31 protein-coding genes and 1 pseudogene are annotated in these 22591 nt (G+C 37.7%); 14 read left to right on the top strand and 18 right to left on the bottom strand.

All coding sequences use genetic code 11. The annotated features are described in order from the left end of the window. Positions 1–4 precede the first annotated feature (4 nt). Complete coding sequence (locus CDL10_RS09475; protein WP_100678304.1) at positions 5–337, bottom strand: helix-turn-helix transcriptional regulator; 333 nt, start codon at positions 335–337, stop codon at positions 5–7. Positions 338–578: 241 nt separating this feature from the next. Here CDL10_RS09475 and CDL10_RS09480 point away from each other — a divergent pair, with 241 nt between their 5' ends. The 7 genes from CDL10_RS09480 to CDL10_RS09510 all read left to right on the top strand — a co-directional run bounded on the left by CDL10_RS09480 (position 579) and on the right by CDL10_RS09510 (position 6299). Next, positions 579–1211: a bacteriocin fulvocin C-related protein gene (locus CDL10_RS09480; protein WP_100678305.1), complete on the top strand. Its 633-nt coding sequence runs from the start codon at positions 579–581 to the stop codon at positions 1209–1211. A gap of 16 nt (positions 1212–1227) precedes the next feature. Further along, positions 1228–1602, top strand: a complete 375-nt coding sequence (locus CDL10_RS09485) for a DUF1573 domain-containing protein (RefSeq protein ID WP_165773002.1) — start codon at positions 1228–1230, stop codon at positions 1600–1602. Further along, positions 1599–2447, top strand: coding sequence for a TlpA family protein disulfide reductase (locus CDL10_RS09490; RefSeq protein ID WP_100678307.1), 849 nt, complete (start codon positions 1599–1601; stop codon positions 2445–2447). The genes CDL10_RS09485 and CDL10_RS09490 overlap by 4 nt, the downstream gene beginning before the upstream one ends. Before the next feature lie 110 nt (positions 2448–2557). After that, positions 2558–3565 carry a 3-oxoacyl-ACP synthase III family protein gene (locus CDL10_RS09495; protein WP_100678308.1) on the top strand — a complete coding sequence of 336 codons (1008 nt, stop codon included), beginning with the start codon at positions 2558–2560 and terminating at the stop codon, positions 3563–3565. Positions 3566–3618: 53 nt separating this feature from the next. Then, complete coding sequence (locus CDL10_RS09500; protein ID WP_100678309.1) at positions 3619–4353, top strand: sterol desaturase family protein; 735 nt, start codon at positions 3619–3621, stop codon at positions 4351–4353. Positions 4354–4413: 60 nt separating this feature from the next. Beyond that, complete coding sequence (locus CDL10_RS09505; RefSeq protein ID WP_100678310.1) at positions 4414–5352, top strand: mevalonate kinase family protein; 939 nt, start codon at positions 4414–4416, stop codon at positions 5350–5352. A gap of 20 nt (positions 5353–5372) precedes the next feature. Continuing rightward, complete coding sequence (locus CDL10_RS09510; protein WP_100678311.1) at positions 5373–6299, top strand: geranylgeranylglycerol-phosphate geranylgeranyltransferase; 927 nt, start codon at positions 5373–5375, stop codon at positions 6297–6299. Here the strand turns inward: CDL10_RS09510 and CDL10_RS09515 are convergent. Next, a complete protein-coding gene (locus tag CDL10_RS09515) occupies positions 6296–6802 on the bottom strand; it encodes a hypothetical protein (protein ID WP_243389325.1) in 507 nt (168 codons plus the stop codon). The genes CDL10_RS09510 and CDL10_RS09515 overlap by 4 nt on opposite strands. A gap of 89 nt (positions 6803–6891) precedes the next feature. On the opposite strand from CDL10_RS09515, the gene CDL10_RS09520 reads away from it, so the two are divergent. From CDL10_RS09520 to ypfJ, 3 genes are read left to right on the top strand one after another with little or no spacing between them, the layout of a single operon-like run. Further along, entirely contained in the window at positions 6892–7686 is a 795-nt protein-coding gene (locus CDL10_RS09520) for a pseudouridine synthase (RefSeq protein WP_100678312.1), read from the top strand. Between the two features lie 8 nt (positions 7687–7694). After that, the gene (locus tag CDL10_RS09525) at positions 7695–8393 is read left to right on the top strand and encodes an RluA family pseudouridine synthase (protein ID WP_100678313.1); all 699 of its coding nucleotides are present in this window, start codon (positions 7695–7697) and stop codon (positions 8391–8393) included. Between the two features lie 29 nt (positions 8394–8422). Then, positions 8423–9280, top strand: a complete 858-nt coding sequence (ypfJ, locus tag CDL10_RS09530; RefSeq protein WP_100678314.1) for a KPN_02809 family neutral zinc metallopeptidase — start codon at positions 8423–8425, stop codon at positions 9278–9280. A 157-nt stretch (positions 9281–9437) separates the two neighbouring features. On the opposite strand, the gene queA is transcribed toward ypfJ, so the two are convergent. The 12 genes from queA to CDL10_RS09585 form a co-directional block, all read right to left on the bottom strand. Continuing rightward, positions 9438–10487, bottom strand: coding sequence for a tRNA preQ1(34) S-adenosylmethionine ribosyltransferase-isomerase QueA (queA, locus tag CDL10_RS09535; RefSeq protein ID WP_100678315.1), 1050 nt, complete (start codon positions 10485–10487; stop codon positions 9438–9440). A 194-nt stretch (positions 10488–10681) separates the two neighbouring features. After that, on the bottom strand, positions 10682–11926 hold the full coding sequence (locus CDL10_RS09540; protein ID WP_100678316.1) for a 3-phosphoshikimate 1-carboxyvinyltransferase: 1245 nt from the start codon (positions 11924–11926) through the stop codon (positions 10682–10684). 202 nt (positions 11927–12128) lie between these two features. Continuing rightward, a complete protein-coding gene (locus tag CDL10_RS09545) occupies positions 12129–12455 on the bottom strand; it encodes a nucleotide pyrophosphohydrolase (RefSeq protein ID WP_100678317.1) in 327 nt (108 codons plus the stop codon). Between the two features lie 2 nt (positions 12456–12457). Then, a complete protein-coding gene (locus CDL10_RS11425) occupies positions 12458–12634 on the bottom strand; it encodes a hypothetical protein (protein WP_165773004.1) in 177 nt (58 codons plus the stop codon). Beyond that, positions 12624–12821: a hypothetical protein gene (locus CDL10_RS09550; RefSeq protein WP_100678318.1), complete on the bottom strand. Its 198-nt coding sequence runs from the start codon at positions 12819–12821 to the stop codon at positions 12624–12626. Before CDL10_RS09550 ends, CDL10_RS11425 begins: the two co-directional genes overlap by 11 nt. Then, the gene (gene dtd, locus CDL10_RS09555; protein ID WP_100678319.1) at positions 12821–13273 is read right to left on the bottom strand and encodes a D-aminoacyl-tRNA deacylase; all 453 of its coding nucleotides are present in this window, start codon (positions 13271–13273) and stop codon (positions 12821–12823) included. Before dtd ends, CDL10_RS09550 begins: the two co-directional genes overlap by 1 nt. A 6-nt stretch (positions 13274–13279) precedes the next feature. After that, complete coding sequence (gene rsgA, locus CDL10_RS09560) at positions 13280–14239, bottom strand: ribosome small subunit-dependent GTPase A (RefSeq protein WP_100678320.1); 960 nt, start codon at positions 14237–14239, stop codon at positions 13280–13282. After that, a complete protein-coding gene (locus CDL10_RS09565) occupies positions 14236–15315 on the bottom strand; it encodes a chorismate mutase (protein WP_100678321.1) in 1080 nt (359 codons plus the stop codon). The genes rsgA and CDL10_RS09565 overlap by 4 nt, the downstream gene beginning before the upstream one ends. A gap of 88 nt (positions 15316–15403) precedes the next feature. Continuing rightward, positions 15404–16165 carry a TIGR02757 family protein gene (locus tag CDL10_RS09570; protein ID WP_100678714.1) on the bottom strand — a complete coding sequence of 254 codons (762 nt, stop codon included), beginning with the start codon at positions 16163–16165 and terminating at the stop codon, positions 15404–15406. Continuing rightward, positions 16162–17181, bottom strand: coding sequence for a glycosyltransferase family 2 protein (locus CDL10_RS09575; RefSeq protein ID WP_243389326.1), 1020 nt, complete (start codon positions 17179–17181; stop codon positions 16162–16164). Before CDL10_RS09575 ends, CDL10_RS09570 begins: the two co-directional genes overlap by 4 nt. Beyond that, positions 17156–18022 (bottom strand): hypothetical protein, encoded by an 867-nt coding sequence (locus CDL10_RS09580; RefSeq protein WP_100678322.1) that lies wholly within the window; start codon positions 18020–18022, stop codon positions 17156–17158. The genes CDL10_RS09575 and CDL10_RS09580 overlap by 26 nt, the downstream gene beginning before the upstream one ends. A gap of 2 nt (positions 18023–18024) precedes the next feature. Then, entirely contained in the window at positions 18025–18468 is a 444-nt protein-coding gene (locus CDL10_RS09585) for a type I restriction enzyme HsdR N-terminal domain-containing protein (RefSeq protein WP_100678323.1), read from the bottom strand. 53 nt (positions 18469–18521) lie between these two features. Here CDL10_RS09585 and holA point away from each other — a divergent pair, with 53 nt between their 5' ends. Together holA and CDL10_RS09595 are read left to right on the top strand one after the other, a co-directional pair. Beyond that, a complete protein-coding gene (gene holA / locus CDL10_RS09590) occupies positions 18522–19538 on the top strand; it encodes a DNA polymerase III subunit delta (protein WP_100678324.1) in 1017 nt (338 codons plus the stop codon). Between the two features lie 11 nt (positions 19539–19549). Next, positions 19550–19732: a CAL67264 family membrane protein gene (locus tag CDL10_RS09595; RefSeq protein WP_100678325.1), complete on the top strand. Its 183-nt coding sequence runs from the start codon at positions 19550–19552 to the stop codon at positions 19730–19732. A gap of 181 nt (positions 19733–19913) precedes the next feature. Here the strand turns inward: CDL10_RS09595 and CDL10_RS09600 are convergent, their stop codons facing one another. Both CDL10_RS09600 and CDL10_RS09605 read right to left on the bottom strand, forming a co-directional pair. Then, positions 19914–20297, bottom strand: a complete 384-nt coding sequence (locus CDL10_RS09600) for a CCC motif membrane protein (RefSeq protein ID WP_243389327.1) — start codon at positions 20295–20297, stop codon at positions 19914–19916. A gap of 3 nt (positions 20298–20300) precedes the next feature. Continuing rightward, a complete protein-coding gene (locus tag CDL10_RS09605) occupies positions 20301–20585 on the bottom strand; it encodes a DUF2752 domain-containing protein (protein WP_100678326.1) in 285 nt (94 codons plus the stop codon). A gap of 65 nt (positions 20586–20650) precedes the next feature. Between CDL10_RS09605 and CDL10_RS09610 the strand changes: the two genes are divergently transcribed. Both CDL10_RS09610 and CDL10_RS09615 read left to right on the top strand, forming a co-directional pair. Next, the gene (locus CDL10_RS09610) at positions 20651–20854 is read left to right on the top strand and encodes a hypothetical protein (protein WP_100678327.1); all 204 of its coding nucleotides are present in this window, start codon (positions 20651–20653) and stop codon (positions 20852–20854) included. Further along, positions 20841–21398 (top strand): Smr/MutS family protein, encoded by a 558-nt coding sequence (locus CDL10_RS09615; protein ID WP_100678328.1) that lies wholly within the window; start codon positions 20841–20843, stop codon positions 21396–21398. The genes CDL10_RS09610 and CDL10_RS09615 overlap by 14 nt, the downstream gene beginning before the upstream one ends. A 72-nt stretch (positions 21399–21470) precedes the next feature. Here CDL10_RS09615 and rplS read toward each other — a convergent pair whose 3' ends face one another. Next, a complete protein-coding gene (rplS, locus tag CDL10_RS09620) occupies positions 21471–21827 on the bottom strand; it encodes a 50S ribosomal protein L19 (RefSeq protein ID WP_100678329.1) in 357 nt (118 codons plus the stop codon). Between the two features lie 241 nt (positions 21828–22068). Continuing rightward, positions 22069–22374, bottom strand: a pseudogene (locus CDL10_RS09625) (hypothetical protein); the annotation flags it as partial. Between the last annotated feature and the right edge of the window lie 217 nt (positions 22375–22591).

The following is a 22591-nucleotide window of genomic DNA, read 5'->3' on the forward strand; positions in this document are numbered from 1 at the left end:
TAGATTAGAATTTATCTTTCAAAACTTCTACTAATTTTTCTACCATTTCTTTATTGGGAAGAACCAATACAACACTATGGTTGTTAGATCCGTCATTATTTGTTTGTACTTGTTTACTTATGTTAATCTCAATGGTTTTACTGTCATTTTCAAATAAGTCTTTAATTTCAACATCAAAAATTTTTGCCAGTTCAGGAATATACTCTGATTTTACATCATGTGTTTCTTTTTCCCAATTCGCATAAGTATTTCTGTCTATGTCTAATAAATCAGAGATGCCTTGTTGAGAATATTTAGTTTTGTTTCTCAATTTTCTCAAATTAGCTCCTGCTCCCATGTTTTTGAATGTTTTTAGCAAATATACATAAAAATTGCATATGTTTTTTAGCAATATTTGCCTAATTAGTTTATTATAAATATCACTCTTTCGCAATAGGTTTGTAATAGTCAAAAACCTATTGTCTTTATTTTCAGAATCTAAGTGCGCATAAGATTCCAACAAATATCAAGGTAAAAGGTGTATTATGCAAAGTAAAAATTGCTTTGATGAAATATTTATTAATTAAAACATTTAGATCATGAACAAAGTATTTTATGTTATGTGTGGGTTGTTATTAACCAATTTTTTTATTTCTTGCTCAAGCGAAGAAGACCCACAGAGTATTGATGAAACAAAAGTCCAATATGTAAGAAGTTCTACAAATAATCAAATTACAAAAGCGGCATATCAGCTGCTTACTTCTGAAGAAAAACGGTATATTTGGGCAGACAGAGTTGATTACATTCTCAGAAATGAGAAGCTGAACAATGAACAAGTTAGTTTTCTTAATGAATTAAAACAAGATATGACTGCTTCTGTTTTTGTTGATAATTCAAGAGAAAACATTGAATTTAAGGGTAAGTATAATAGTGATAGATTGTCTATTTTTGAGCCTTATCAAGGATATTATTATTTTAGTTCGTTGGGAAATATGACAGTGTATGGAAGTTGGTCTTCTATCGCTTCTGATAAATCAAAATGGAATGATAACACTATTGCTATCGAGCATATAGGAATTTTTAATGGAAAAGATGATGACTGTATGTGTAATCAAGGTTCTATGGTTAATCCGGGTTGTGATGACCCATGCGATGAAGATACTGAAACAAGCACTGGTTGTGGCTTTTTGTTTTTGTGGTCTTGCAATGGGTATGATGATCCTTATTTATAAGTAAAAACGAATGATAATGACCATTATTAAAATTTGTTTTTTTGGGCTGCTATTTGTCAGTTGTAATCAATCAGAAAAAGCAATAGATGTTTTTTCAGAAAAGGAAGTTAATATAGGAACTGTATCGCTTAGCGATACAGTTCACTTTGACGTAGAAATAACCAATCCGATGGATGAGGATTTGGTTATAAAAAATGCAGCATCAAGCTGTGGGTGTAGTTTAGTGTCAATAAAAGATAGTGTTGTTAAACCAAATCAGACTACTAAATTAGAAATTGAATTCATTCCGAAATTGAGCGGAAGTTCAGGAAGTACAGAAAAAGCAATTGTTATAGAAACAAATAGCAAACAAAGGTTTCATGAACTATTAATTAAAGCAAATATAGAATGAAAAAACTATCCAAATTTCAATTTGTGTTGTTGAACATAATTTTGTTGATCATATTGATAGGTTCAGGTGGTTTTTTACCGGTTATTTATAAACTGTTGATTACCTGTGTTCTTTTCTTTTTTGCAGCATGGTATTTGTTATCCCGAAGTCCGTTTTCCAAAAAAATGAGTTTTATCATCATTTTTCTGCCTATATTGTTAATTTATGGTTCTGGATATATTTATGCCTTAGTGTATGACGAAGCTTATTTGGGAAAACCTTTCTTTTGGACATATTTGGTTCTGGCAATAATTTTGTACATCAAGGATAGTTATCAATTTTCTAAACTAAAATTAGTTACCTTTTATATTATTTTTTGTTTGATTTCTGCGGGGGTTGCACATTATACTACTGTAGAAAACCGGGCAAAAAAAATTGAGCATTCTGCTTTTAATCAAGCAGGGTTTCGGGACAAAGAAGGTAATCAGTTTGGGTTTGAATCATTCAAAGGAAAGTTAACGGTGCTGGAATTTTGGTCAGTGGTTTGTGCTAATTGCCCTGAAAGTATGACGAAAGTGCAAAATTTTGCTGAGCAATATAAAAATGACGAAAGGATAGATTTTTATTTAGTTAATGTAGAGCTCAAGGAAAACGATAGGCGTTTAAAAAAAATAGAGGATCAATACCATCTCAAAAAACTATATATCGAAAAAGATAAGTTTGAAGAATTAAATATTCAGGTAACACCGGGCATGATTGTTCTTAATCCTGAAGGGAAAATCGTTTTTGCTGGATATCCCACATTTTATAAATCTAAATACAATTATATTGTGGATATATTAGAAAATGAAATCAGTAAATTGTAAGAAATAACTTTTCGTTGTATATGAAAATAGAAAAAACAGCCTTCGGGTTGTTTTTTATTTTTGGGTATTTCTCTGAAAAAATCCCTAAATTTGCATAAAAATTCCCATAAATGTACCACTCAAAAATAGCAGGGCTGGGGTATTATGTGCCTGAAAACGTAGTGACAAACGAAGATTTGTCAAAACTAATGGATACCAATGATGAATGGATTCGCGAACGAACCGGCATTGAAGAACGTCGTCACGTGGCATTGCCTGAAGATACTACGGCTGGTATGGGTGCGAAAGCCGCTCGCATAGCCATTGAAAGAGCCGGATTAAAACCGGAAGATATCGACTTGTTACTTTTCGCTACTTTGAGTCCGGATTACTATTTTCCGGGACCGGGTGTGATGGTGCAGAAAGAATTGGGGTTGAGAACCGTTGGTGCGATTGATATCCGAAATCAATGTTCGGGTTTTGTCTATGCACTGTCGGTTGCAGACCAGTTTATCCGAACAGGTATGTATAAGAACATTTTGGTTATCGGTTCAGAAATTCATTCCAAAGGGCTGGATATGACAACCCGGGGACGAGGTGTTTCGGTAATTTTCGGCGATGGAGCAGGGGCGGTTGTGCTTACTGCAACAAGCGATACAACCAAAGGAATTTTATCCACACATTTGCATTCGGAAGGCGAATATGCTGAGGAATTATCCCTGATTGCACCGGGCATGGGCAAGCGTTGGGTTACGGATATTATTGTGGATAATGACCCGAACGATGAGAGTTACTTCCCGTATATGAACGGGCAGTTTGTATTCAAAAATGCTGTGGTTCGATTTTCTGAAGTGATTCAGGAAGGGCTGAAAGCTAATCAATTACAGGTTTCTGATATTGATATGCTGATTCCGCATCAGGCAAATTTGAGAATATCTCAGTTCATTCAGCAAAAATTTCAGTTGAATGATAATCAGGTATATAACAACATTATGAAATACGGGAATACAACTGCTGCATCTATCCCGATTGCACTTACCGAGGCTTGGGAACAAGGAAAAATCAAAGAAAATGATTTGGTTGTGTTGGCTGCATTCGGTAGTGGTTTCACGTGGGGAAGTGCGATTATTCGCTGGTAAACGATGTTTTTTTGATAAACAGGCTCTTTATTCTAAACAGTAAAAGACAGATTATGAAAGTTGATAAAATAGAAAATACCGGTCAGGCAAGATTATTTAAAAACCCATATCTGGAAATGTTGACTAAAGGTCACCCCGCCATTATCTGGGGTATGTATATACCTGTTTTGTCTTACCTGATTTATTGTGCATATGACAAGGCAGAGCTTTCCGTATCAACTATTTTGCTGTTGTTTTTCGGAGCAATTCTTTTCTGGACATTTTTTGAATATTTGGCCCACCGATATGTTTTTCACATGATTAGTGATAGCCCGAGATTACAGCGGGTTGCTTATATCATGCACGGCAATCATCATCATTACCCGAGAGACAGACAGCGGTTGTTTATGCCGCCTGTACCGAGTTTGATTTTGGCAAGTTTGATTTTTGGTATAATGTATCTGATTATGAACAAATATGCCTTTGCCTTTTTTCCTGGTTTTATGATAGGCTATTTGCTGTATGCTTCCATGCACTACCTGATTCATGCTATTCCGCCGCCGTTTCCGTTTATGAAACCTTTGTGGCGAAATCATCATTTGCATCATTACAAAGATGAAGATTTAGGTTTTGGCGTGAGCAACACTTTCTGGGACAGAATTTTCGGGACGATGTTCGATTTGAAAAAGGAAAAAGAAGACAAAAGAAAAGTCGCCGAACTGATGTTTGACAAACAACAAGCAGGTGCACCTGCCGACCAACCCAAAAGAGTAATTATTGTCAGAAAGCCTAAAGAAGATAATAAATAACGAAAGTTATTCCGACATTAAAAAAAATGCTTATATTTGTCTATCAAACTCTTATCAAAGATGAAAGGACCATTGTTCTACTCTAAAATACTGTTATTCGGTGAGTACGGAATCATCAGAGACTCCAGAGGATTATCTATTCCGTATAACTTCTACAAAGGAGCGTTAAAGAAAAGCGAATTGCTATCGGACGATGTAAAGAAATCCAATGAAAGTCTGAAAAAATTCTCGGTTTATTTACAGCAAATGCAAGATCAGTACCCCGATTTGGTTACGTTTGACATCGACAAGATCAATGAAGATATTGCAGAAGGAATGTATTTTGATTCAAGTATTCCGCAAGGTTACGGAGTAGGCAGCAGCGGAGCATTGGTTGCGGCGATTTATGACCAATATGCCTTGAGTAAAATAACCGTTCTGGAAAATCTGACCAGAGAGAAATTGCTGGAGCTTAAAAAGATTTTCAGTCAAATGGAATCCTTTTTTCACGGAACGAGTTCAGGTTTAGACCCGTTAAACAGCTATTTGAGTCTGCCGATTCTGATTAATTCCAAAGATAATATCGAACCCACCGGTATTCCTTCTCAGCAGTCGGAAGGCAAAGGGGCAGTTTTTCTGATAGATTCGGAAATGATTGGTGAAACAGCACCGATGGTTACCATGTTTATGGAAAATCTGAAAAATGAAGGTTTCAGAAATATGATGAAGTCTGAGTTTAATCAATATACCAATGCTTGTATCGACAGCTTTTTGTCGGGTAATTTCAAAAAATTATTTTCTGACACCAAGCAGTTATCCAAACTGGTTTTTAACCATTTCAAACCGATGATTCCTGAAAGATTCCATCAAGTTTGGCAAAAAGGAATAGAAACCAACGATTATTATCTGAAACTTTGCGGTTCAGGTGGCGGTGGATACATTCTCGGTTTTGCTCCCGATTTTGAAAAAGCCCAAAAGGCATTAAAAGATTACAAATTAGAAGTCGTTTATAGAATATAAAGATTTTCCTGACCTGATTTATGTTATCACGCAAAAACCAACTTTTGTTACTCAAAACATTCAGTATTTTTTCGGTGGTGCGTGGCTACAACATTGCAGTGGTCGTGGTGGCACAATATCTGGCGTCAATCTTTATCTTTGCCGACGACAAACGTGCTTTGGACGTAGTGCTCGACTGGCGACTTTTCTTATTGGTAATCAGTACTTCTCTGGCAATTGCATCGGGATACATCATTAACAATTTTTACGATTCAGAAAAAGATTTAATCAACCGTCCGAACAAGTCGATTTTAGATCGACTGGTCAGTCGGACTACCCAGTTCCGGATTTATTTTTTCTTGAATTTTCTCAGTGTAGCATTGGCATGGATTGTGTCTTGGCGAGCTGCCGTTTTTTTTTCGATATATATTTTTGCCCTGTGGTTTTATTCTCACAAACTCAAAAAGTATCCGATAATAGGAAATGTCATTGCAACAATATTAGTGATGATTCCTTTTTTTGGAATTTTGATACATTTTCAGAATTACAGCCCTGCGATTTTCCTGCACGGAGCGTATTTGTTTCTGCTGTTGTTTATCCGTGAGCTGATTAAAGACCTCGAAAACCTGGCAGGTGATTTGGCAAATAATTATCAGACGATTGCAGTTAAATATGGTATGAGTACTTCCAAAATTATTCTTACTTCATTGATTGTGCTGAGCTGGATTCCTGCCTATATTCTGGTAAAAGATTATCACCTGGGTTATATGTCTTACTACTTTTATCTTTCCTGTGCTTCGGGGCTTGTTTTGGCAGGTTGGGTTTGGCAGGCAAGCAGTGCAAAGTCTTATCGGAATATTCATAATTTCCTGAAACTGATTATTGTGCTGGGTGTGCTTTCCATTGCTTTGATTGATCCGAAAGTGGTTATTCACGGCAAAGAATTAATCCAGCAATTGCCTGATTAGAGAATGTTTTTTGAATCAGTATCATCGAAATAATTTTCCGATGTGGTGGTATCGGCAGTTGGTATTTCATCAATCGTTTGTGGAGTAATTTTCTCTTTGGATTTAAACCCGAAAAATAAAAAGTAAACACAAGTTACAAACCAACCAATCCACACCAGATAACCACCCCAGTGAAAATTAGCATTCATGTATTTGTGGCTGGTTTCTGTAAAATCCCAATAAGTGTAGCCCAAACCAAGCAACCCGATGATGATAAAAACCAAATCAATAATTACAAAATTTTTGTATTTGTTGAGTTTTCTGTTTAATCCCAGAACAATAATCAGAAAAAGCTGTATGCCGAAAACAACCAATGCCGCTTTCCACCATGTTTTTAGTAAAGTGTATTCTTTGTAAGACACGCTGATTCCCAATCGCCCGATAAAAGACATCTGGGAAAAAAGTATTCCTGAAATAAGACTTAATATCCCTTGAAAAAGGATTAAATTGAAAACTCTTTTCATAACATTTTATAAATAGCTAATGTAAAAGTAGTAAAAAAATAGCATTCATACATAGCTAATAATAACGTATCTTTGCAAAAAAGTACGACATGAGTAACGACAGAGCAGGAAAACGAAACTTTAACAAAGGTGGTTCACGCAAACCGAATCCGAAAAAAAATAACAAACCGCAGCCGGGAAACGATGATAAAGGCATGCGGTTGAACAAATATATTGCCAATTCAGGTATGTGTTCTCGCCGTGATGCTGATTTGTATATTCGCACGGGAAATGTTTCCGTAAACGGCAAAGTGATTACCGAAATGGGTTATCGCGTACAGCCGAAAGATGTGGTGCAGTTTGACGGAGCGACTATTTTACCTGAGAAAAAAGTATATGTTTTGCTCAACAAACCAAAAGGTTTTTCCACGTCATCTGCACAGGATAATGTTCGTCAGTTAATCCGAAGTGCTTCGACGTCGGAGTTGTTTCCTATCGGTTTTATGGACAAAACCACTTTGGGATTGTTACTTTTTACCAACGACCAGGATTTGATTCAGAAGTTTACCAATTCCGCTCAGCGTTCGTCAAAAATTTACCAGGTTTCGTTAGACAAAAACTGTAAAAAGGAAGATTTGGAAAAAATCAGAAACGGCGTTAAAATAGACGATAACAAAGTTTTTGTGGAATCTGTCGAATATGTTGAAAACAAACCGAAAACCGAAATCGGTATCGAAGTAAAGACATCTAACATTAAGATTGTCAGACGATTGTTTGAAGTGCTGGGTTATAACGTAGTAAAACTCGACAGAGTGATGTTTGCCGGATTAACCAAATGGGGAATCAGTCGCGGGCAATGGCGTTTTTTGACCGACCAGGAATTAATTAACCTGAAAAACAGCTAATTGTCTTTATGAAAATCTACTCGACCAAAGAGAATTTGCAAATTGTTTATGAAGATAATCATATTATTGTAATCAACAAAAGAGTAGGGGATATTGTGCAGGGCGACCAAACGGGCGACCAACCGCTGAGTGAAGTAGTCAAAGAATATATCAAAGAAAAATACAACAAACCCGGAGAGGTTTTTCTGGGCGTTGTTCATCGTCTGGACAGACCTACCAGTGGAATTGTTGTATTTGCCAAAACCTCAAAAGCATTGAGCAGACTTGCTCAGGCTTTCAAAGAACGACAAACCGAAAAAACATATTGGGCGATTGTGAAAAATCTGCCTGAAAAACCGAAAGATACTTTAGTTCATTACCTGAAAAGATTTCCTAAAAAAAATATTTCAAAAGCCTACGACAAAGAAATTCCGGAAAGCAAAAAAGCGAGTTTGTCATACGAAGTGAAGCAGTCCATGGAGCGTTATCATTTATTGGAAGTGGATTTGCACACCGGCAGACATCATCAGATTCGGGTACAGCTTTCCGCTATCGGTTGTCCAATCAAAGGCGATTTGAAATACGGTTTTGACCGAAGTAACCCGGACGGCGGTATTCATCTGCATGCGAGAAAATTAACACTTATCCACCCCGTTAAAAAAGAAAAAATGACATTTGTAGCACCGACCCCGGAAGATATTTTGTGGAATTTGGTAAATATTAAATAAATTTTATAATTTTAGAAAAAATTATAACTATGAAATGGGAAAAAAGAAAAAGTGACAAATTTGAAGACCGACGCGGAATGTCGGGCGGACAAAAAACGTTGTTGGGCGGAGGTGTAATCGGAATTATTGCTCTTTTGCTGACTATGTTTGGCGGAGAAACGGGGCAGATGATTGGTACGGTATTGCAACAAGTACAGCCTGCTGAACAAACCACATCAGGAACACAAACCAGAGAATTATCTGAAGAGGAAAAGACGTTGGGAAATTTTTCTGAGTTTGTTTTTGATATTAATAACGAAACCTGGGAAGAAATTTTTGCTCAAAATGGAATGAAATATCAGGAGCCGGGAATGGTTTTGTTTGATGACGGCGTGAATACAGCTTGTGGAAATGCGTCATCAGCAGTCGGACCTTTTTATTGCCCTGCAGACCAAAAAGTGTATATGGATTTACGTTTTTTTGACGAATTACATACCCGTTTTGGTGCCAAAGAAGGCGAATTTGCTATTGCTTATGTGATTGCCCACGAAATAGGGCATCATGTACAAAATTTATTGGGTACCAATGAGCAAGTACGGAAAGCTCAACAGCAAACCAGTCAGGTTAATGCCAATAAACTTTCGGTAGCACAGGAATTACAAGCCGATTTCTACGCAGGTGTTTGGGCGTCATATAATGAAAAATGGCTCGAGCCGGGCGATATTGAAGTAGCTATTAGTGCGGCATCGGCAGTTGGCGATGATTCAATTCAAAAACGTGTTCAGGGCGAAGTTAATCCCGATAGTTTCACACACGGAACTTCTAAGCAAAGAGTGGAATGGTTCATGAAAGGCTATCAAACCAGAGACATCAAACAAGGAGATACTTTTAGTGCTTTGTTGAGATAAGATTAGCTATCAGTTTAAACGTCATTCCGACACCTTGACAAACTCAATACAGGTTATTAAAGGAGGAATACTAGAGATTCTTCGTTTAGAATAGCACCATAAAAAACCTCCCGAATTATAGAAAATTCGGGAGGTTTTTGTTTTTAAGCCACGAGAATTACAAGATCAACATGGCATCTCCGTAGGAGTAAAATTTATATTTTTCTTTGACGGCTTCAGCATAGGCTTTTTTCATTAAATCGTGTCCGCAGAAAGCAGAAATCATCATAAGCAAAGTTGATTTCGGCATGTGGAAATTTGTAATCATAGAATCGGCAATACTGAAATCGTATGGCGGGAAGATAAATTTGTTTGTCCAACCCTCAAACGGATTAAGGGTTCTATTAGTGGAAACTGAACTTTCTACCGCACGCATCGAAGTTGTACCCACGCAACAAACTTTTTTGCCGTCAGCTTTGGCTTTGTTAACGATGTCGCAGGCTTCTTGTGTGATAATTAACTCTTCAGAGTCCATTTTGTGCTTAGACAAATCTTCCACTTCCACCGGATTGAATGTTCCCAGACCGATGTGTAAGGTAACGTTAGCGAAATTTAGTCCTTTTATTTCCAGTCTTTTCAATAAGTGTTTGGAAAAATGTAACCCGGCAGTTGGTGCTGCAACGGCTCCTTCTTCAGTAGCGTAAATGGTTTGGTAGCGTTCTTCATCTTCAGGAACAACAGCTCTTCTGATATATTTCGGAATTGGTGTTTCGCCCAACTCTTTAAGTTTCTTTCTGAACTCGTCATAAGTTCCATCATACAGGAAACGCAATGTGCGTCCGCGTGAAGTCGTGTTGTCGATAACCTCGGCAACCAAAGATTCGTCTTCGCCAAAATATAATTTGTTTCCTATTCTGATTTTTCGGGCAGGGTCAACTAAAACGTCCCACAAACGCTGTTCTTCATTCAATTCTCTCAACAGGAAAACCTCGATGCGTGCACCGGTTTTTTCTTTATTTCCGTATAAGCGTGCAGGGAAAACTTTGGTGTTGTTCAAAATCATAACGTCGCCTTCGTCAAAGTATTCGATAACGTCTTTGAACAATCTGTGTTCGATTTCCCCGGTATCGCGATGCACCACCATTAGTCGGGCTTCGTCCCGGTTTTCTGACGGAAATTCCGCCAATAATTCCTCCGGTAAATCAAACTTGAAATGTGATAATTTCATTGATAAATATGATTAGTTAAACTTCATTCGGTCAATAAGTTTGCAAATATACGACTTGGAGATAGGCGTTGTCAAGTAGATTGAGGTTTATTTTTCATTTTAGTATTTTTGGGTATATTTGTTTTAACTAAATAATTCGTGCTGTAAGCATCTTTTTTAGATTCCTACGGAATGACAAATGTTACGGTTAAGACTTACAAAATTTTAAACTTCTCTCCATAATGTAAACCAATCACTTTCAGGTCTTTCCAAAAACAGGGATAGGATTTGGAAACGACCTCGGCATTTTTAATCCGCAGCTTTTGCCTGAAAGCTAATGGAGCGAATGCCATTGCCATACGGTGGTCTTGATAGGTTTCTATTTCAATAACAGAATCTGTAAAAACAACCTTGTTTTTCAGCTCAATCGAATCATCGGTAATTGCCACCTTCGCTCCGAACTTTTCCAATTCATTTTTCAATGCTTGCAAACGGTCGGTTTCCTTGATTTTTAAGGTGTGTAATCCTGTTAACGTACAGGTTATTCCCAATCCCAAACAAGTAACAATCAATGTTTGTGCGATGTCGGGCGTGTTGTTTAGTTGATAATTGATAGTTGATAGTTGACAGTTGACAGTTTTTTCTAAAATGATTTCAGTATTTTGAAAAGTAGTCCGAACACCAAAATCCTTATAAATTTCCGCCAAAATAGCATCGCCCTGCAAACTGTCGGGTTTGAAACAGCTCAAAGAAATTCGTGAACCGATTGGTGCTAAAGCGATGATACTGTAAAAATATGAAGCTGAACTCCAGTCAGACTCAACAGTAAAAAGGTTGTTTTTCAGTTGATGTGCAGGAAGTATTTTTATTCGGTTTTCGTTAAAATCAGCATCGACTCCCAAAGTGTTCAGCATCTGCAAAGTCATTCGAATATACGGGGCAGAAGTTGTATTTCCTTTTAGGTTGATTTTCAGTCCGTTGGGTAATGACGAAGCGATGAGCATCAGTGACGAAATATACTGGCTGCTAACATTTGTCTCTATTTCCACAATATTTTTATGAATCGTTTTTCCTTTGATACGAATCGGTGGAAAACCTTCTTTTTCCAGATAAGTGATATCGGCGTCTAATTGTTTGAGAGCATCAACCAGAATCTGAATCGGGCGTTCTTTCATACGCGAAGAACCCGTGAGAACAATATCAGCATCGGGTTGAATGGCAAAATATGAAGTCAGAAAACGCATGGCTGTACCGGCGTGATGCACGTCAATTTCCTTTGCTTTTTTTGAAGACAACGCTTTTTTCATCACTTCAGAATCATCAGAATCCGAAACATTTTCTATCTGCAAATCGGGATACAACGCCTGAAGCACCAACAAACGATTAGTTTCAGATTTAGAACCTGAAATCGTTAAATGTTGATTGGTAATAAAGTTTTTTGAATCGAGGGTTATGTCCATATTAGTTGAAAAGTTGCAGGTTAGAAAGTTGAAAGTTCTGGATAATTATCAGAATATTTTAGGCTATTGGCTATTGCCTTTTGACTAATCAACTTACTTCTATCTCAATATTAGTTGAAAAGTTGCAGGTTAGAAAGTTGAAAGTTCTGGATAATTATCAGAATAATTTAGGCTTTTGGCTATTGCCTTTTAGCTAATCAACTTACTTCAATTTCTCATTATTATGATGACGGTCGTGGTCGCGTTGGGTTTTTAAGTCCATTTTTTTATCAAAGGCTTGCTGTAAATCCACTCCCGTTTGGTTGGCGAGACACAAAACCACAAAAACCACGTCTGCCAGTTCTTCCCCAAGGTCTTTGTTTTTGTCGCTTTCTTTTTCGGATTGTTCGCCATATCTGCGAGCGATAATTCTTGCTACTTCGCCTACTTCTTCGGTAAGTTGAGCCATATTGGTGAGTTCGTTAAAGTAACGGACACCGTGTTCTTTTATCCAGTTATCAACAGCTAACTGTGCATTTTTTATATCCATAATTATTTTTTTCGTTCTCTCATTTTTTTAAATACAAATACATCGGCAATTCCCATAACTATGGCAAAAGAGATAGTCATAATCCAGTCAATTTTTCCATAAAACATATAGGTAATCGCCATCATAGATATGCCTAATACGATAAAAGCTGCGATGAAATGGGAAATTTTATCTTTCATGGTTTTTCTTTTTATATAAAATAAATTTATCAAGTAAAAACATCATAAGCATAAAGATAACAAATTTTGCGATTAAATTAACCACGCATGTGTTGTCGCCGCTCCACGCACACAAAATTTCGTCATAACTGAGCAAAAGCGTGATTATCACATAAACAATGATGTATATTGTAAGTTTTTTGAGCATTATTCCTTATTTTTCGTATCTATCAAAATTGTAACAGGACCATCGTTGAGCAAAGCCACTTTCATATCCGCACCAAATTCGCCGGTTTGAATGCTTTTTCCTGATTCTGTTTCTAATAACTGAACAAATTTTTCATAAATCGGAATAGCCGTTCTAGGTTTTGCCGCCCGGATATACGATGGACGGTTACCTTTTTTGGTCGATGCATGCAAAGTAAACTGGCTGACGACTAACATATCGCCATTCACGTCTTTGACCGAGCAATTCATCACGTTATTTTCATCGTTGAAAATCCGCAGGCTTACAATTTTTTTACACAACCAGCTGATGTCTTCCTCAGTATCGTCGTTTTCTATTCCCAATAGTATCAGCAGCCCTTGTGAAATTTCAGATTTTTTCATTCCGTCAATGGTTACCGATGCCGATGTTACTCTTTGAATTACTACTCTCATATCCGGCTATTTTCGTTCATTGGCATAAATGTCGGTTCGGTAATTATCGTCGTCGCCTTCGAGAATTTGCAGATAACTGTGGTATCTCGACCAGAAAACCTCATCATTGTCTAAGGCTTCTTTCACGGCACAACCAGGTTCTTCCTTGTGAATGCAATTATTGAACCGGCATTGTTCTTTTAACGAAAAAAACTCCGGAAAATAATCGCCGATTTCCTCTTTTTCCATATCTACAATTCCGAATCCGCGAATACCGGGCGTGTCGATGATTTTTGCTCCGAAATCCAAATCATACATTTCTGCAAACGTTGTCGTGTGCTGACCTTGCTGATGTCCTTCGGATATTTCTTTGGTTTTGATGTCCAATCCCGGTTGCAAAGCATTGATTAAAGTTGATTTCCCCACACCGGAATGTCCGGTAAACATCGCTGTTTTATCTTTCATCATGGTTTTGAGTTCTTCCAAACCAATTTGTTCCGTGGCAGATACTTTCAAACAAGGATACCCGACGGATTGGTATACGTGTTGCAAAAACAACTGTTCGTCTTGTGTATCTTCCGAAAGTGAATCTATTTTGTTGAAAATCAATACGGCCGGAATGTCATAGGCTTCTGCCGTAACTAAAATCCGGTCGATGAAAGTAGTAGTTGTAACCGGATTATTGATAGTAACCAGCACGAAAAGCACGTCAATGTTTGAAGCAATAATATGCGTTTGCTTAGATAAATTCACAGATTTCCGAATCAGGTAATTCTTTCTGACTAAGATATTTGTTATCCTTCCGACGGTTTCGTCACCTGTTTCTTCTATATCAAATTCAACACAATCGCCCACAGCCACCGGGTTGGTGCTTTTGATGCCTTTGATGCGGAATTTTCCCTTAATCCGACACTGATAAAACTGATTATCTTCAGTTTTCACTGTGTACCAGCTTCCTGTAGATTTGTAAACAATGCCTTTGTTCATACTTTTTTCTCTTGATGCTCAATGCTTTCCTGATGAATTGCTCTGAAAAGTGTGGTCATAAAATTGCTTGTCAATCCTTTTCGTGAACCTTCTCGGATATATTTTTGTAACACATCCTGCCATCTGTCTGATTGTAAAATAGCTACATTATGTTTTGATTTCAGCTTGCCGATTTGTTCGGCTATTTGCATACGTTCGCCCAAAATATCTAAAATTTTCATATCCAATTCATCAATTTGGATTCGCAGATTATTCAGCTCAATATGGTATTCTTCCGATTGTGCTTCCGGTTTGCGTAACTGAAGCTGGTTCAATATATCGTTGAGTGTTTCCGGTGTGATTTGTTGCTTAGCATCGCTCCATGCTTCGTCTGGACAATTGTGCGTTTCAATCATCAGTCCGTCGTAGTTGAGGTTGAGTGCCTGTTGAGCAACATCAGCCACCATTTCCCGTTGTCCGGTAATGTGCGATGGGTCGCATATCAAAGGTAAATCCGGAAATCGGGCTTGTAATTCAATCGGAATTTGCCATTCGGGCAAATTGCGGTATTTGGTTTTCTGATAGGTAGAAAAACCTCTGTGGATAACGCCCAGATTTTTTATTCCGGCATTGTAAAGCCTTTCTAATCCGCCCAGCCACAAAGATAAATCGGGATTAACCGGATTTTTCAGTAAAACTATTTTGTCTGTACCATGAAGTGCTTCAGCGATTTCCTGCACAGCAAACGGGTTTACGGTAGTTCTTGCCCCAATCCAAAAAACATCGATTCCATATTCCTGAGCCAGCAAAACGTGCTGTTTGTTAGCTACTTCAGTAGCCACCAGCATACCGGTTTCCTGCTTGACTTTCTGCAACCATTTCAGTCCGATTTCCCCTACACCTTCAAAACCTCCGGGGCGGGTTCGCGGTTTCCATATTCCCGCTCTGAAAATATGAACTTTATCATTTTTTCTCAGGCTTGTGGCAATATCCATCAACTGTTGTTCGGTTTCGGCACTACAAGGTCCGGCAATAACTAATGGTTTTTGCTGTGTAAGTTTTTCATACCAATCTCTTAATCGAGGACTGTTTTCCATATTTAAATGTATTCAAAAGGCATTACAAAGTAACAACTTTTATGCTGAATATTCATACGGAATATAGATTGTTCGTGGAATCGGAAGGCTAAAATTTCTCAAAAACACCCAAGCCAAACAAAGCAAAATCATATTTTACCGGGTCGATGGGGTCTAACTCTCTTAAATTGGCGTCTAATTCCTGCAAAGCTTTGGCATCGTTTTGCTTTCGAGTAAGCAATCCCAGTTTTCGGGCAACATTGCCGGAATGTACGTCCAACGGGCAGGATAATTCAGCCGGCGAAATGGATTTCCAGATACCAAAATCCACGCCTTTGTCGTCATTGCGGCACAGCCATCTCAGGTACATATTCAACCTTTTGGAAGAAGAACCTTTTAATGGGTCTGAGATGTGTTTGGTCGTCCGGCTCGGATGGTCAATCTCAAAAAATATCTTTTTGAAATCAGAAATTCTGTGCTGTAAATTAATATGGCTGTTGCTGGAAAATACTTTTTCCAAACCTCCGTGGCGTGTATAAATATTCCGCAACGATTGGATAAAATACCGGAAATCTTCCGAATTAAAGGTTCTGTGAACAATGTTATCGATACGGTTTATTTGCTCATCGGTGGCACTCATCACAAAATCATACGGGTTGTTTCCCAGGGCGTTCATCATTTTATTAGCACTGTTGATAATCATTTTGCGGTTTCCCCACGCAATAGTTGCCGCCAGAAAACCACTGATTTCAATATCTTCTTTAGTTGTAAACCGATGCGGAATCTGAATCGGGTCGCTCTCAATAAAATCGGGTCGATTGTGTAATTCTGCTTTGGCATCAAGAAATTCTTTTAATTCCGCTTGTTTCATGGCCATTTGATTTGATGATAATTCCGTTTTCGGCGAATAAAATATTCCCATACAATACTTCGAACTGTGTAATATTTCCTATCATTACGACTGACTTTGCTTTGCCCGATTAATCCGTAAAAGGCAAAATGCGACCGTACAACTGCCCAGCAATGTTTAGGTTGTCCGAGTAACAAAAACCGGATTCCGGCAATTCCGTCTAAGCAAAGGCGAATAAAAATAGTCAGAAACTTACCTTTTTGCGGTCTGTTTTTATAAAGCATCAGCAAGGAATTTCTGAAATTCAGAAAAGTTTTTTTCGGACTGCTGTTGGATAAAGTCGCTCCGCCAACGTGATAAACGGTTGAAGAACCGCAATAATACACCTGAATATTTTGCAGATAAGCTCGCCAGCAAAAATCAATTTCTTCCTGATGAGCGAAAAATGCTTCGTCAAAACCACCGAGCTGCTCAAAAATGTTTTTTCTCACAAACAAACAGGCTCCCGATGCCCAGAAAACAGGCAAAGTGTCATCATATTGCCCTTCATCTTTTTCGATAACATCAAAAATCCGTCCGCGGCAGTACGGAAAACCAAAAGCGTCGATAAAGCCACCGCCGGCTCCGGCATATTCAAAGTAATCTTTCTGTTTGTAATCTAGTATTTTGGGTTGGATAATGCCAATTTCAGGTTGTTTGTCGAATAAATCTAATACAGGATTCAGCCAACCGTCGCTTACCAGCACATCGGAATTAATCAAGCAGTAAATCGGTTCGTTAACTTGTTGCAAACCAATGTTGTACCCGCCTGCGTATCCGGTATTTTTTTTATTTTGAATAATGGTAACTTGCGGAAAATGAGTTTGCAAAAAAGCCACAGAATCATCTGTTGAGGCATTGTCAATCACGTAAATTTTTGCCCGCCCGGAATGTTGAAGTAAATCCGGTAAAAAGGTGTTCAACAAATCTTTTCCGTTCCAGTTTAGTATGACAACCGCAATCTCTTTCATTTTATCGGAATGATTTGTCGAGTCCATTCTGATTATATGATTTTACTTCTTTTTCCAACACTTCCGGAGTATAGGAATCGCCTTTATCCAAAAAGAAATCAGCGTATTTTTTGCTTAGCTTAGCCGTGATTGTGTTCGGATTTTGCTTAACTAATGTAATCATTTCCTGCTCAAATTCCGGAATCATTTTTTTTGTCGAAAAAGAAATATGCGGACGATTTTCTGTACCATACCAATATATTTTGATTAATTGGACATAATTTTTTTTGGCATCGGAATAGTAAGCACTTTCCGGATAATCGCTGAGAAAACCTTCCCATTTCAGCAAATCAGCCCGCAATAAAGCCAAACTTTTCGGTAAATCCATTTGTTCGTAATTGTCGAATTGCGTAGAAGACTGCAATAGCAGAAAAACCTTCACGTCTTCGCTCACTTTTCGTTGAAAAGTTTTGTAATAAAACGAAGGTTTAAATCTCAGTTGTAAGGAAGTGGAATCAATTGGATGGAAATATAATTCCAATTTATCGTATTGTTCGATTTTCTGTTGAATACTATCCGGACGATTGTCAAAATCATTCCATAAAGCTCTGTTTGTTAAAGTATTTGCTTCGGCATAATTAAGAGAATCTAATAAATTATCAAATATTTTTCTGTATTCAATCAGAAGTTTGTCTGCTTGCTCTCGATTGGCTGAGCGTAATTTTTGTCTCAAATCCGCTTTTTTCTTTGCCAGTTCTGTGCGGTATATTTGGGCATCTACATTGTGCTTAACCGTTATTTTCTCGATTTTGCTATCGTTTTTCTCTTTCCGGCAGGCGGTTCCGAAAAACAGTAATCCGCTTAGTGCTAATAGGTATATTTTTTTCATTGTTAGGGTTGCTTAGGAATATCTCTCAAAAAAAGATAACGTTGTTCTTGTGAATCTATTTTGCAATAATAATGATTAATTCCGTTAGTGACCATTAAAAAATCAGAATTCAGTACCATATTGTATCTCGCAATCTGATCAAAAACCGTCTGATTGATTTCCACTGACGGCTCTTTGCATTCAACCAGCAGGGAAAATCCACCGTCGGGTCGATGCACAATAATATCGTATCGCTTTGTTAATCCGTTGATAATTAGTGATTTTTCAACGCTGATATGTGATTGCAGATAGCCTTTTTCCTGAATCAGATAATGAACCGTATGTTGTCTGACCCATTCTTCCGGCGTAAGCACGACAAACTTTTTGCGAATGATATCAAATATCAACCGTTTATTTTCATTAATTTTGAAACGGAACGAATATTCCGGGAAATTCAATCTTTGCATAAAGCAAAAATACCCAATATCGAACCGATTATCAACAAGAATAGTTTGAAAATATGCAAGAGGCAAAAAAAATACTTGACCAAATCCGTAAAAAGCAATACCATTCCGTATATTTTCTGATGGGCGAAGAACCTTATTATATCGACCAAATTGCAGATTGTATTGCAAACGAAGTGCTGAATGAAGACCAAAAGGGTTTTGACCAGTTGGTTGTTTACGGAAAAGATACGTCGGTAAATGATTTGATTGCCAATGCACGGCGTTTCCCGTTAATGTCGGATTATCAGGTTATGATTGTCAAAGAAGCACAGGATTTATCAAGAGAAATTGAAAGCTTAGAAAGTTATTTCAGTAATGTGCAACCAACGACTATTCTGGTGTTTTGTTATAAGTACAAAACGCTGGACAAAAGAAAAAAGCTGTATAAAACTTTGCAGAAACAAGCATTTTTGTTTGAAAGTACAAAAATCAGAGATTATCATCTGGAAGGATGGATTAATACTTTTGTAAAAGAACAAAATTACAGTATTGAACCCAAAGCCGCGGCAATGCTCTCAGAATTTATAGGTAATGATTTGCATCGGATAGCTAACGAAGTGAAAAAACTGCAAATTATTCTGCCTGCCGGTACACATATTACTGCCGACCATATTGAAACGAATATTGGAATCAGTAAAGAGTTTAACAATTTCGAGCTGATTAAGGCTGTCGCCAATAAAGATGAAACTTCGGCGTACAAAATCGGTTATTATTTTGCTCAGAATTCCAAGAATAATCCGTTACAACTTACTTTTGGGTTACTTAATAATTACTTTAACCGATTGCTGAAGTATCAGGGATTGATGTATAGTAATCCGGCACAAAATCCGAAAATACTTGCCCGTGAAATTGGCGTAAGTGAATATGCTATGCGGGATTATCAGTCGGGTTCACAACATTATCCAATGAAAAAAGTGAGTCGGAATCTGCATCTGATACGTTCATTCGATATGAAAAGTAAAGGAGTCGGAGCAGCAAATATGTCGCATCTGGACGTAATGAACGAACTGCTGGCAGAATTGTTTAATTAAAATAGTAGATTATGGCATTAAATAAAAACCAGGTTTTAAGCTACGCAACTTTGATTATGGTAGTTATGGGATTATTGCTTATTTGTTTGGGTGTGTTCCGTTACAGTGAAATTTCCGGTTGGGGTTTCGGGGCAGTAGGCGTAGGATTTCTGGCAATTGCCTGGGTATTTGATTCGCTAAAAGGGCGGGTGTGAGTTAGAAGCGAGAAGAAAGAGAAAAGAGTCAAGAAGAAAGATTAGCCGGCAAAGCTTCTACTCGTTTTTGCTTAATCTTGTAGGTTTGAATATAGATGAAAAAATAAAAGACAAGATGAAGATATTATACAACAAAAAAGAGCTTTTCCGAAAGCTCTTTTTTTGTTTAATTTTTTAAAAATTATTGGTTTTGTTGAATTTGCTCAAGCCATTGTTGTTGCATTTCCTGAAGACCGTCTAATCCATAATATGCTAAAGAGAATACAGTCCATGCAAGATAAAGAGCACTTAGGATTACTCCAATGATACACAATATTCTACCAGTATTCAGATTAGAATAATTGCTATAAGCATTTGGGTTAGATTGATACAGTTTCATGTCTTTTTTTGCTAGTACTAAACCGATAATACCGCAAATTAAACCGACAATACCGTAACAACAACAACCGATAATAGAGACAATCCCTAAAACTAAAACTGCTGTTGCGTTCGGTAAATTCGATTGCATAAAATTCCCGTCGCCTGTCGGGTTGTTCAAATCTTGTTGAGTTTGGTAATTTTCCATAATCTAAAAAAATGTTAAATATTGTTTGTAAAAATAAGAAAAAATCATAACCAATGCATTAACAATCGCAAAAATAATAATTAGCTTGGTATAATTTCTCGACTTGTCGATGAAATGCAAGAGAATAAATAGAAAAAGCGGGATAGTTGTATAGATAGCCGGGTACATTTTAAAAGCTTCCCAGAACTCTCCTTGCGACAGCAAAGCCACAGAACGTTGCGTGCCACAGCCGGGGCATTCCATTCCGAACAGTTTTTTGTTCATGCAAGGCAACATATATTCTTCCATCAGCTTTTTTTTGATTTGAAATTGATACTTACAAATTTATGATTATTTTTGGAAAAAGATAATTTATGAAAACTTTTTTATGGCTGGCAGCCTTTGCATTGATGATTTGGGCTGTGGTAGAACAAACCCGACCCGAACCTAATTTGTATGTGCAAATTGCAGGAATAGCGGCATTCTTCTTTGCTATGTACAGCCTTTCACAGCGGACACCAAGCGAACAAGAAAAACAAAATCAATCAGATAAAGAAGAAAACGATGAAGAAGTTTGATATTGGCGATTACGTTGAGGTACTCGACGATGATTTGAAAGGAAGAGTTGTGGCGGTTGATAATGAAGAGTATGTCATTGAAACAAACGAAGGCTTCTGGCTGAACTATCCTGCTCGGGCATTGATTTTGTCGGGAGACAAAAATGTAATTCGCGAAGCGAGTACACGCTCGGCGGTGGGTTTGGCAAAATCCGAAAAAGTGGATAGCAGCAAAAAATATAATCAACCTAACAAGCGTACAAAAGAAGAATTTATTTTTAAAGTAGATTTACATATCGAAAAATTGATAGCAAAACCCGGGAGTTTGAGTGATTTCGATAAGCTGAATCTGCAAGTGGATACTGCCCGTGCCCAGCTGGAGTTTGCCCAGAGAAACAATATCCGGCATATAGTGTTTATTCATGGAATGGGCGACGGTGTGCTGAAAGCCGAACTGGAATTTCTGTTTGGCAGATACAGCGACCTCGCATTCCAAGATGCTGATTACCATAAGTATGGATTAGGAGCCACCGAAGTTTTCCTAAATTATAAAGGAGGATTGTAAGATGATACCCTTATATTAAAAATCACAAAAAAACCAGCACATCGGCTGGTTTTTATTTTGGTTTCTCGTTGATTATTTACGACGAGCCTCTTTGATTTTTGCTTTTTTACCAGTAAGACCTCTGAAGTAGAAGATACGAGCTCTACGCACTTTACCTCTTTGGTTAACCTCTACTTTTTGTAAAGCAGGTAAGTTCACTGGAAAAATACGCTCAACACCTACGTTTCCAGACATTTTACGGATAGTGAAAGTTTCGGTCAATCCACTTCCTCTTTTTTGGATTACTACACCTTTAAAGAACTGAGTTCTGGTTTTTTCACCCTCTTTAATTTCGTAATACACAGTAATCGTATCTCCTGCTTTGAATTCAGGGAAATCTTTCTTAGTTACGAATTCGTCCTGTACAAATTTTACTAAATCTAATGACATTTTATTAGTATTAAATAATTACGTCAGAGCAACATACACGTCTTTCGCCAGAGGTTGAACTAAACAGCGTGCAAATTTACGCTTTTTTTTTATTCAGGGAAATATTTATAATTGTTTTTTCACTTCAATGAATTGTGAAATGAAAAGAGTTTCCGGGAATTTGAACCACAAAGACACAAAGGTCACAAAGAAAACTCTGTGAACGCTGTGTCTTTGTAGTGTTATTTTGTCAAAGTGTTGTTTATGGCAAAGGTTCGCCGACTTTAATATCACATCTGTGACCGGGTTGTCCGTGAGCCGGATTTGGTTTTCCTTTCATGCCCGGAGCTGTAGTCTGAGCTTGTTGTTGTGCGGCTGGTTGAGCAGGAGCTGCGTTGTTGTTGCTGTTCAAAAAGCCTTGCCCGGTGCTATTGCTGTTATTTGTCGATTGTGCAGGCATACTGCTGTTGTTTTGTGCCGGAGCACTGTCCAAAGGAGCACCAACAGGAATATCACATCTGTGACCTGGTTGTCCGTGCGGAGGGTTATTTTTTACTTCGGCAGTTGTTTTTGTATTGTCTGGAGTATTACTTGTTTCCGTTGCCGGTTGCTCTGTCTGATTGCCCTCAGCAGGAGTTTCTTTCTTCGTGTCTGAACATGCGACAGAAACTAACCCTAAAGCGGCGAGTGAAAAAAATATTTTCTTCATGAGATATTAGGTTTTGTTTTTGACAAATATAGTAAAATTAAAACAGCTTGTTTGTTAAACTTTGAATTGAAACTGT

This window comes from Avrilella dinanensis (assembly GCF_002807015.1).
Taxonomy (GTDB): domain Bacteria; phylum Bacteroidota; class Bacteroidia; order Flavobacteriales; family Flavobacteriaceae; genus Flavobacterium; species Flavobacterium dinanensis.

Coding starts and splice junctions, on each gene's coding strand:
- CDL10_RS09475 (WP_100678304.1), bottom strand. CDS start 337: ATGGGAGCAGGAGCTAATTTGAGAAAATTGAGAAACAAAACTAAATAT.
- CDL10_RS09480 (WP_100678305.1), top strand. CDS start 579: ATGAACAAAGTATTTTATGTTATGTGTGGGTTGTTATTAACCAATTTT.
- CDL10_RS09485 (WP_165773002.1), top strand. CDS start 1,228: ATGACCATTATTAAAATTTGTTTTTTTGGGCTGCTATTTGTCAGTTGT.
- CDL10_RS09490 (WP_100678307.1), top strand. CDS start 1,599: ATGAAAAAACTATCCAAATTTCAATTTGTGTTGTTGAACATAATTTTG.
- CDL10_RS09495 (WP_100678308.1), top strand. CDS start 2,558: ATGTACCACTCAAAAATAGCAGGGCTGGGGTATTATGTGCCTGAAAAC.
- CDL10_RS09500 (WP_100678309.1), top strand. CDS start 3,619: ATGAAAGTTGATAAAATAGAAAATACCGGTCAGGCAAGATTATTTAAA.
- CDL10_RS09505 (WP_100678310.1), top strand. CDS start 4,414: ATGAAAGGACCATTGTTCTACTCTAAAATACTGTTATTCGGTGAGTAC.
- CDL10_RS09510 (WP_100678311.1), top strand. CDS start 5,373: ATGTTATCACGCAAAAACCAACTTTTGTTACTCAAAACATTCAGTATT.
- CDL10_RS09515 (WP_243389325.1), bottom strand. CDS start 6,802: ATGAAAAGAGTTTTCAATTTAATCCTTTTTCAAGGGATATTAAGTCTT.
- CDL10_RS09520 (WP_100678312.1), top strand. CDS start 6,892: ATGAGTAACGACAGAGCAGGAAAACGAAACTTTAACAAAGGTGGTTCA.
- CDL10_RS09525 (WP_100678313.1), top strand. CDS start 7,695: ATGAAAATCTACTCGACCAAAGAGAATTTGCAAATTGTTTATGAAGAT.
- ypfJ (WP_100678314.1), top strand. CDS start 8,423: ATGAAATGGGAAAAAAGAAAAAGTGACAAATTTGAAGACCGACGCGGA.
- queA (WP_100678315.1), bottom strand. CDS start 10,487: ATGAAATTATCACATTTCAAGTTTGATTTACCGGAGGAATTATTGGCG.
- CDL10_RS09540 (WP_100678316.1), bottom strand. CDS start 11,926: ATGGACATAACCCTCGATTCAAAAAACTTTATTACCAATCAACATTTA.
- CDL10_RS09545 (WP_100678317.1), bottom strand. CDS start 12,455: ATGGATATAAAAAATGCACAGTTAGCTGTTGATAACTGGATAAAAGAA.
- CDL10_RS11425 (WP_165773004.1), bottom strand. CDS start 12,634: ATGAAAGATAAAATTTCCCATTTCATCGCAGCTTTTATCGTATTAGGC.
- CDL10_RS09550 (WP_100678318.1), bottom strand. CDS start 12,821: ATGCTCAAAAAACTTACAATATACATCATTGTTTATGTGATAATCACG.
- dtd (WP_100678319.1), bottom strand. CDS start 13,273: ATGAGAGTAGTAATTCAAAGAGTAACATCGGCATCGGTAACCATTGAC.
- rsgA (WP_100678320.1), bottom strand. CDS start 14,239: ATGAACAAAGGCATTGTTTACAAATCTACAGGAAGCTGGTACACAGTG.
- CDL10_RS09565 (WP_100678321.1), bottom strand. CDS start 15,315: ATGGAAAACAGTCCTCGATTAAGAGATTGGTATGAAAAACTTACACAG.
- CDL10_RS09570 (WP_100678714.1), bottom strand. CDS start 16,165: ATGAAACAAGCGGAATTAAAAGAATTTCTTGATGCCAAAGCAGAATTA.
- CDL10_RS09575 (WP_243389326.1), bottom strand. CDS start 17,181: ATGGACTCGACAAATCATTCCGATAAAATGAAAGAGATTGCGGTTGTC.
- CDL10_RS09580 (WP_100678322.1), bottom strand. CDS start 18,022: ATGAAAAAAATATACCTATTAGCACTAAGCGGATTACTGTTTTTCGGA.
- CDL10_RS09585 (WP_100678323.1), bottom strand. CDS start 18,468: ATGCAAAGATTGAATTTCCCGGAATATTCGTTCCGTTTCAAAATTAAT.
- holA (WP_100678324.1), top strand. CDS start 18,522: ATGCAAGAGGCAAAAAAAATACTTGACCAAATCCGTAAAAAGCAATAC.
- CDL10_RS09595 (WP_100678325.1), top strand. CDS start 19,550: ATGGCATTAAATAAAAACCAGGTTTTAAGCTACGCAACTTTGATTATG.
- CDL10_RS09600 (WP_243389327.1), bottom strand. CDS start 20,297: ATGGAAAATTACCAAACTCAACAAGATTTGAACAACCCGACAGGCGAC.
- CDL10_RS09605 (WP_100678326.1), bottom strand. CDS start 20,585: ATGGAAGAATATATGTTGCCTTGCATGAACAAAAAACTGTTCGGAATG.
- CDL10_RS09610 (WP_100678327.1), top strand. CDS start 20,651: ATGAAAACTTTTTTATGGCTGGCAGCCTTTGCATTGATGATTTGGGCT.
- CDL10_RS09615 (WP_100678328.1), top strand. CDS start 20,841: ATGAAGAAGTTTGATATTGGCGATTACGTTGAGGTACTCGACGATGAT.
- rplS (WP_100678329.1), bottom strand. CDS start 21,827: ATGTCATTAGATTTAGTAAAATTTGTACAGGACGAATTCGTAACTAAG.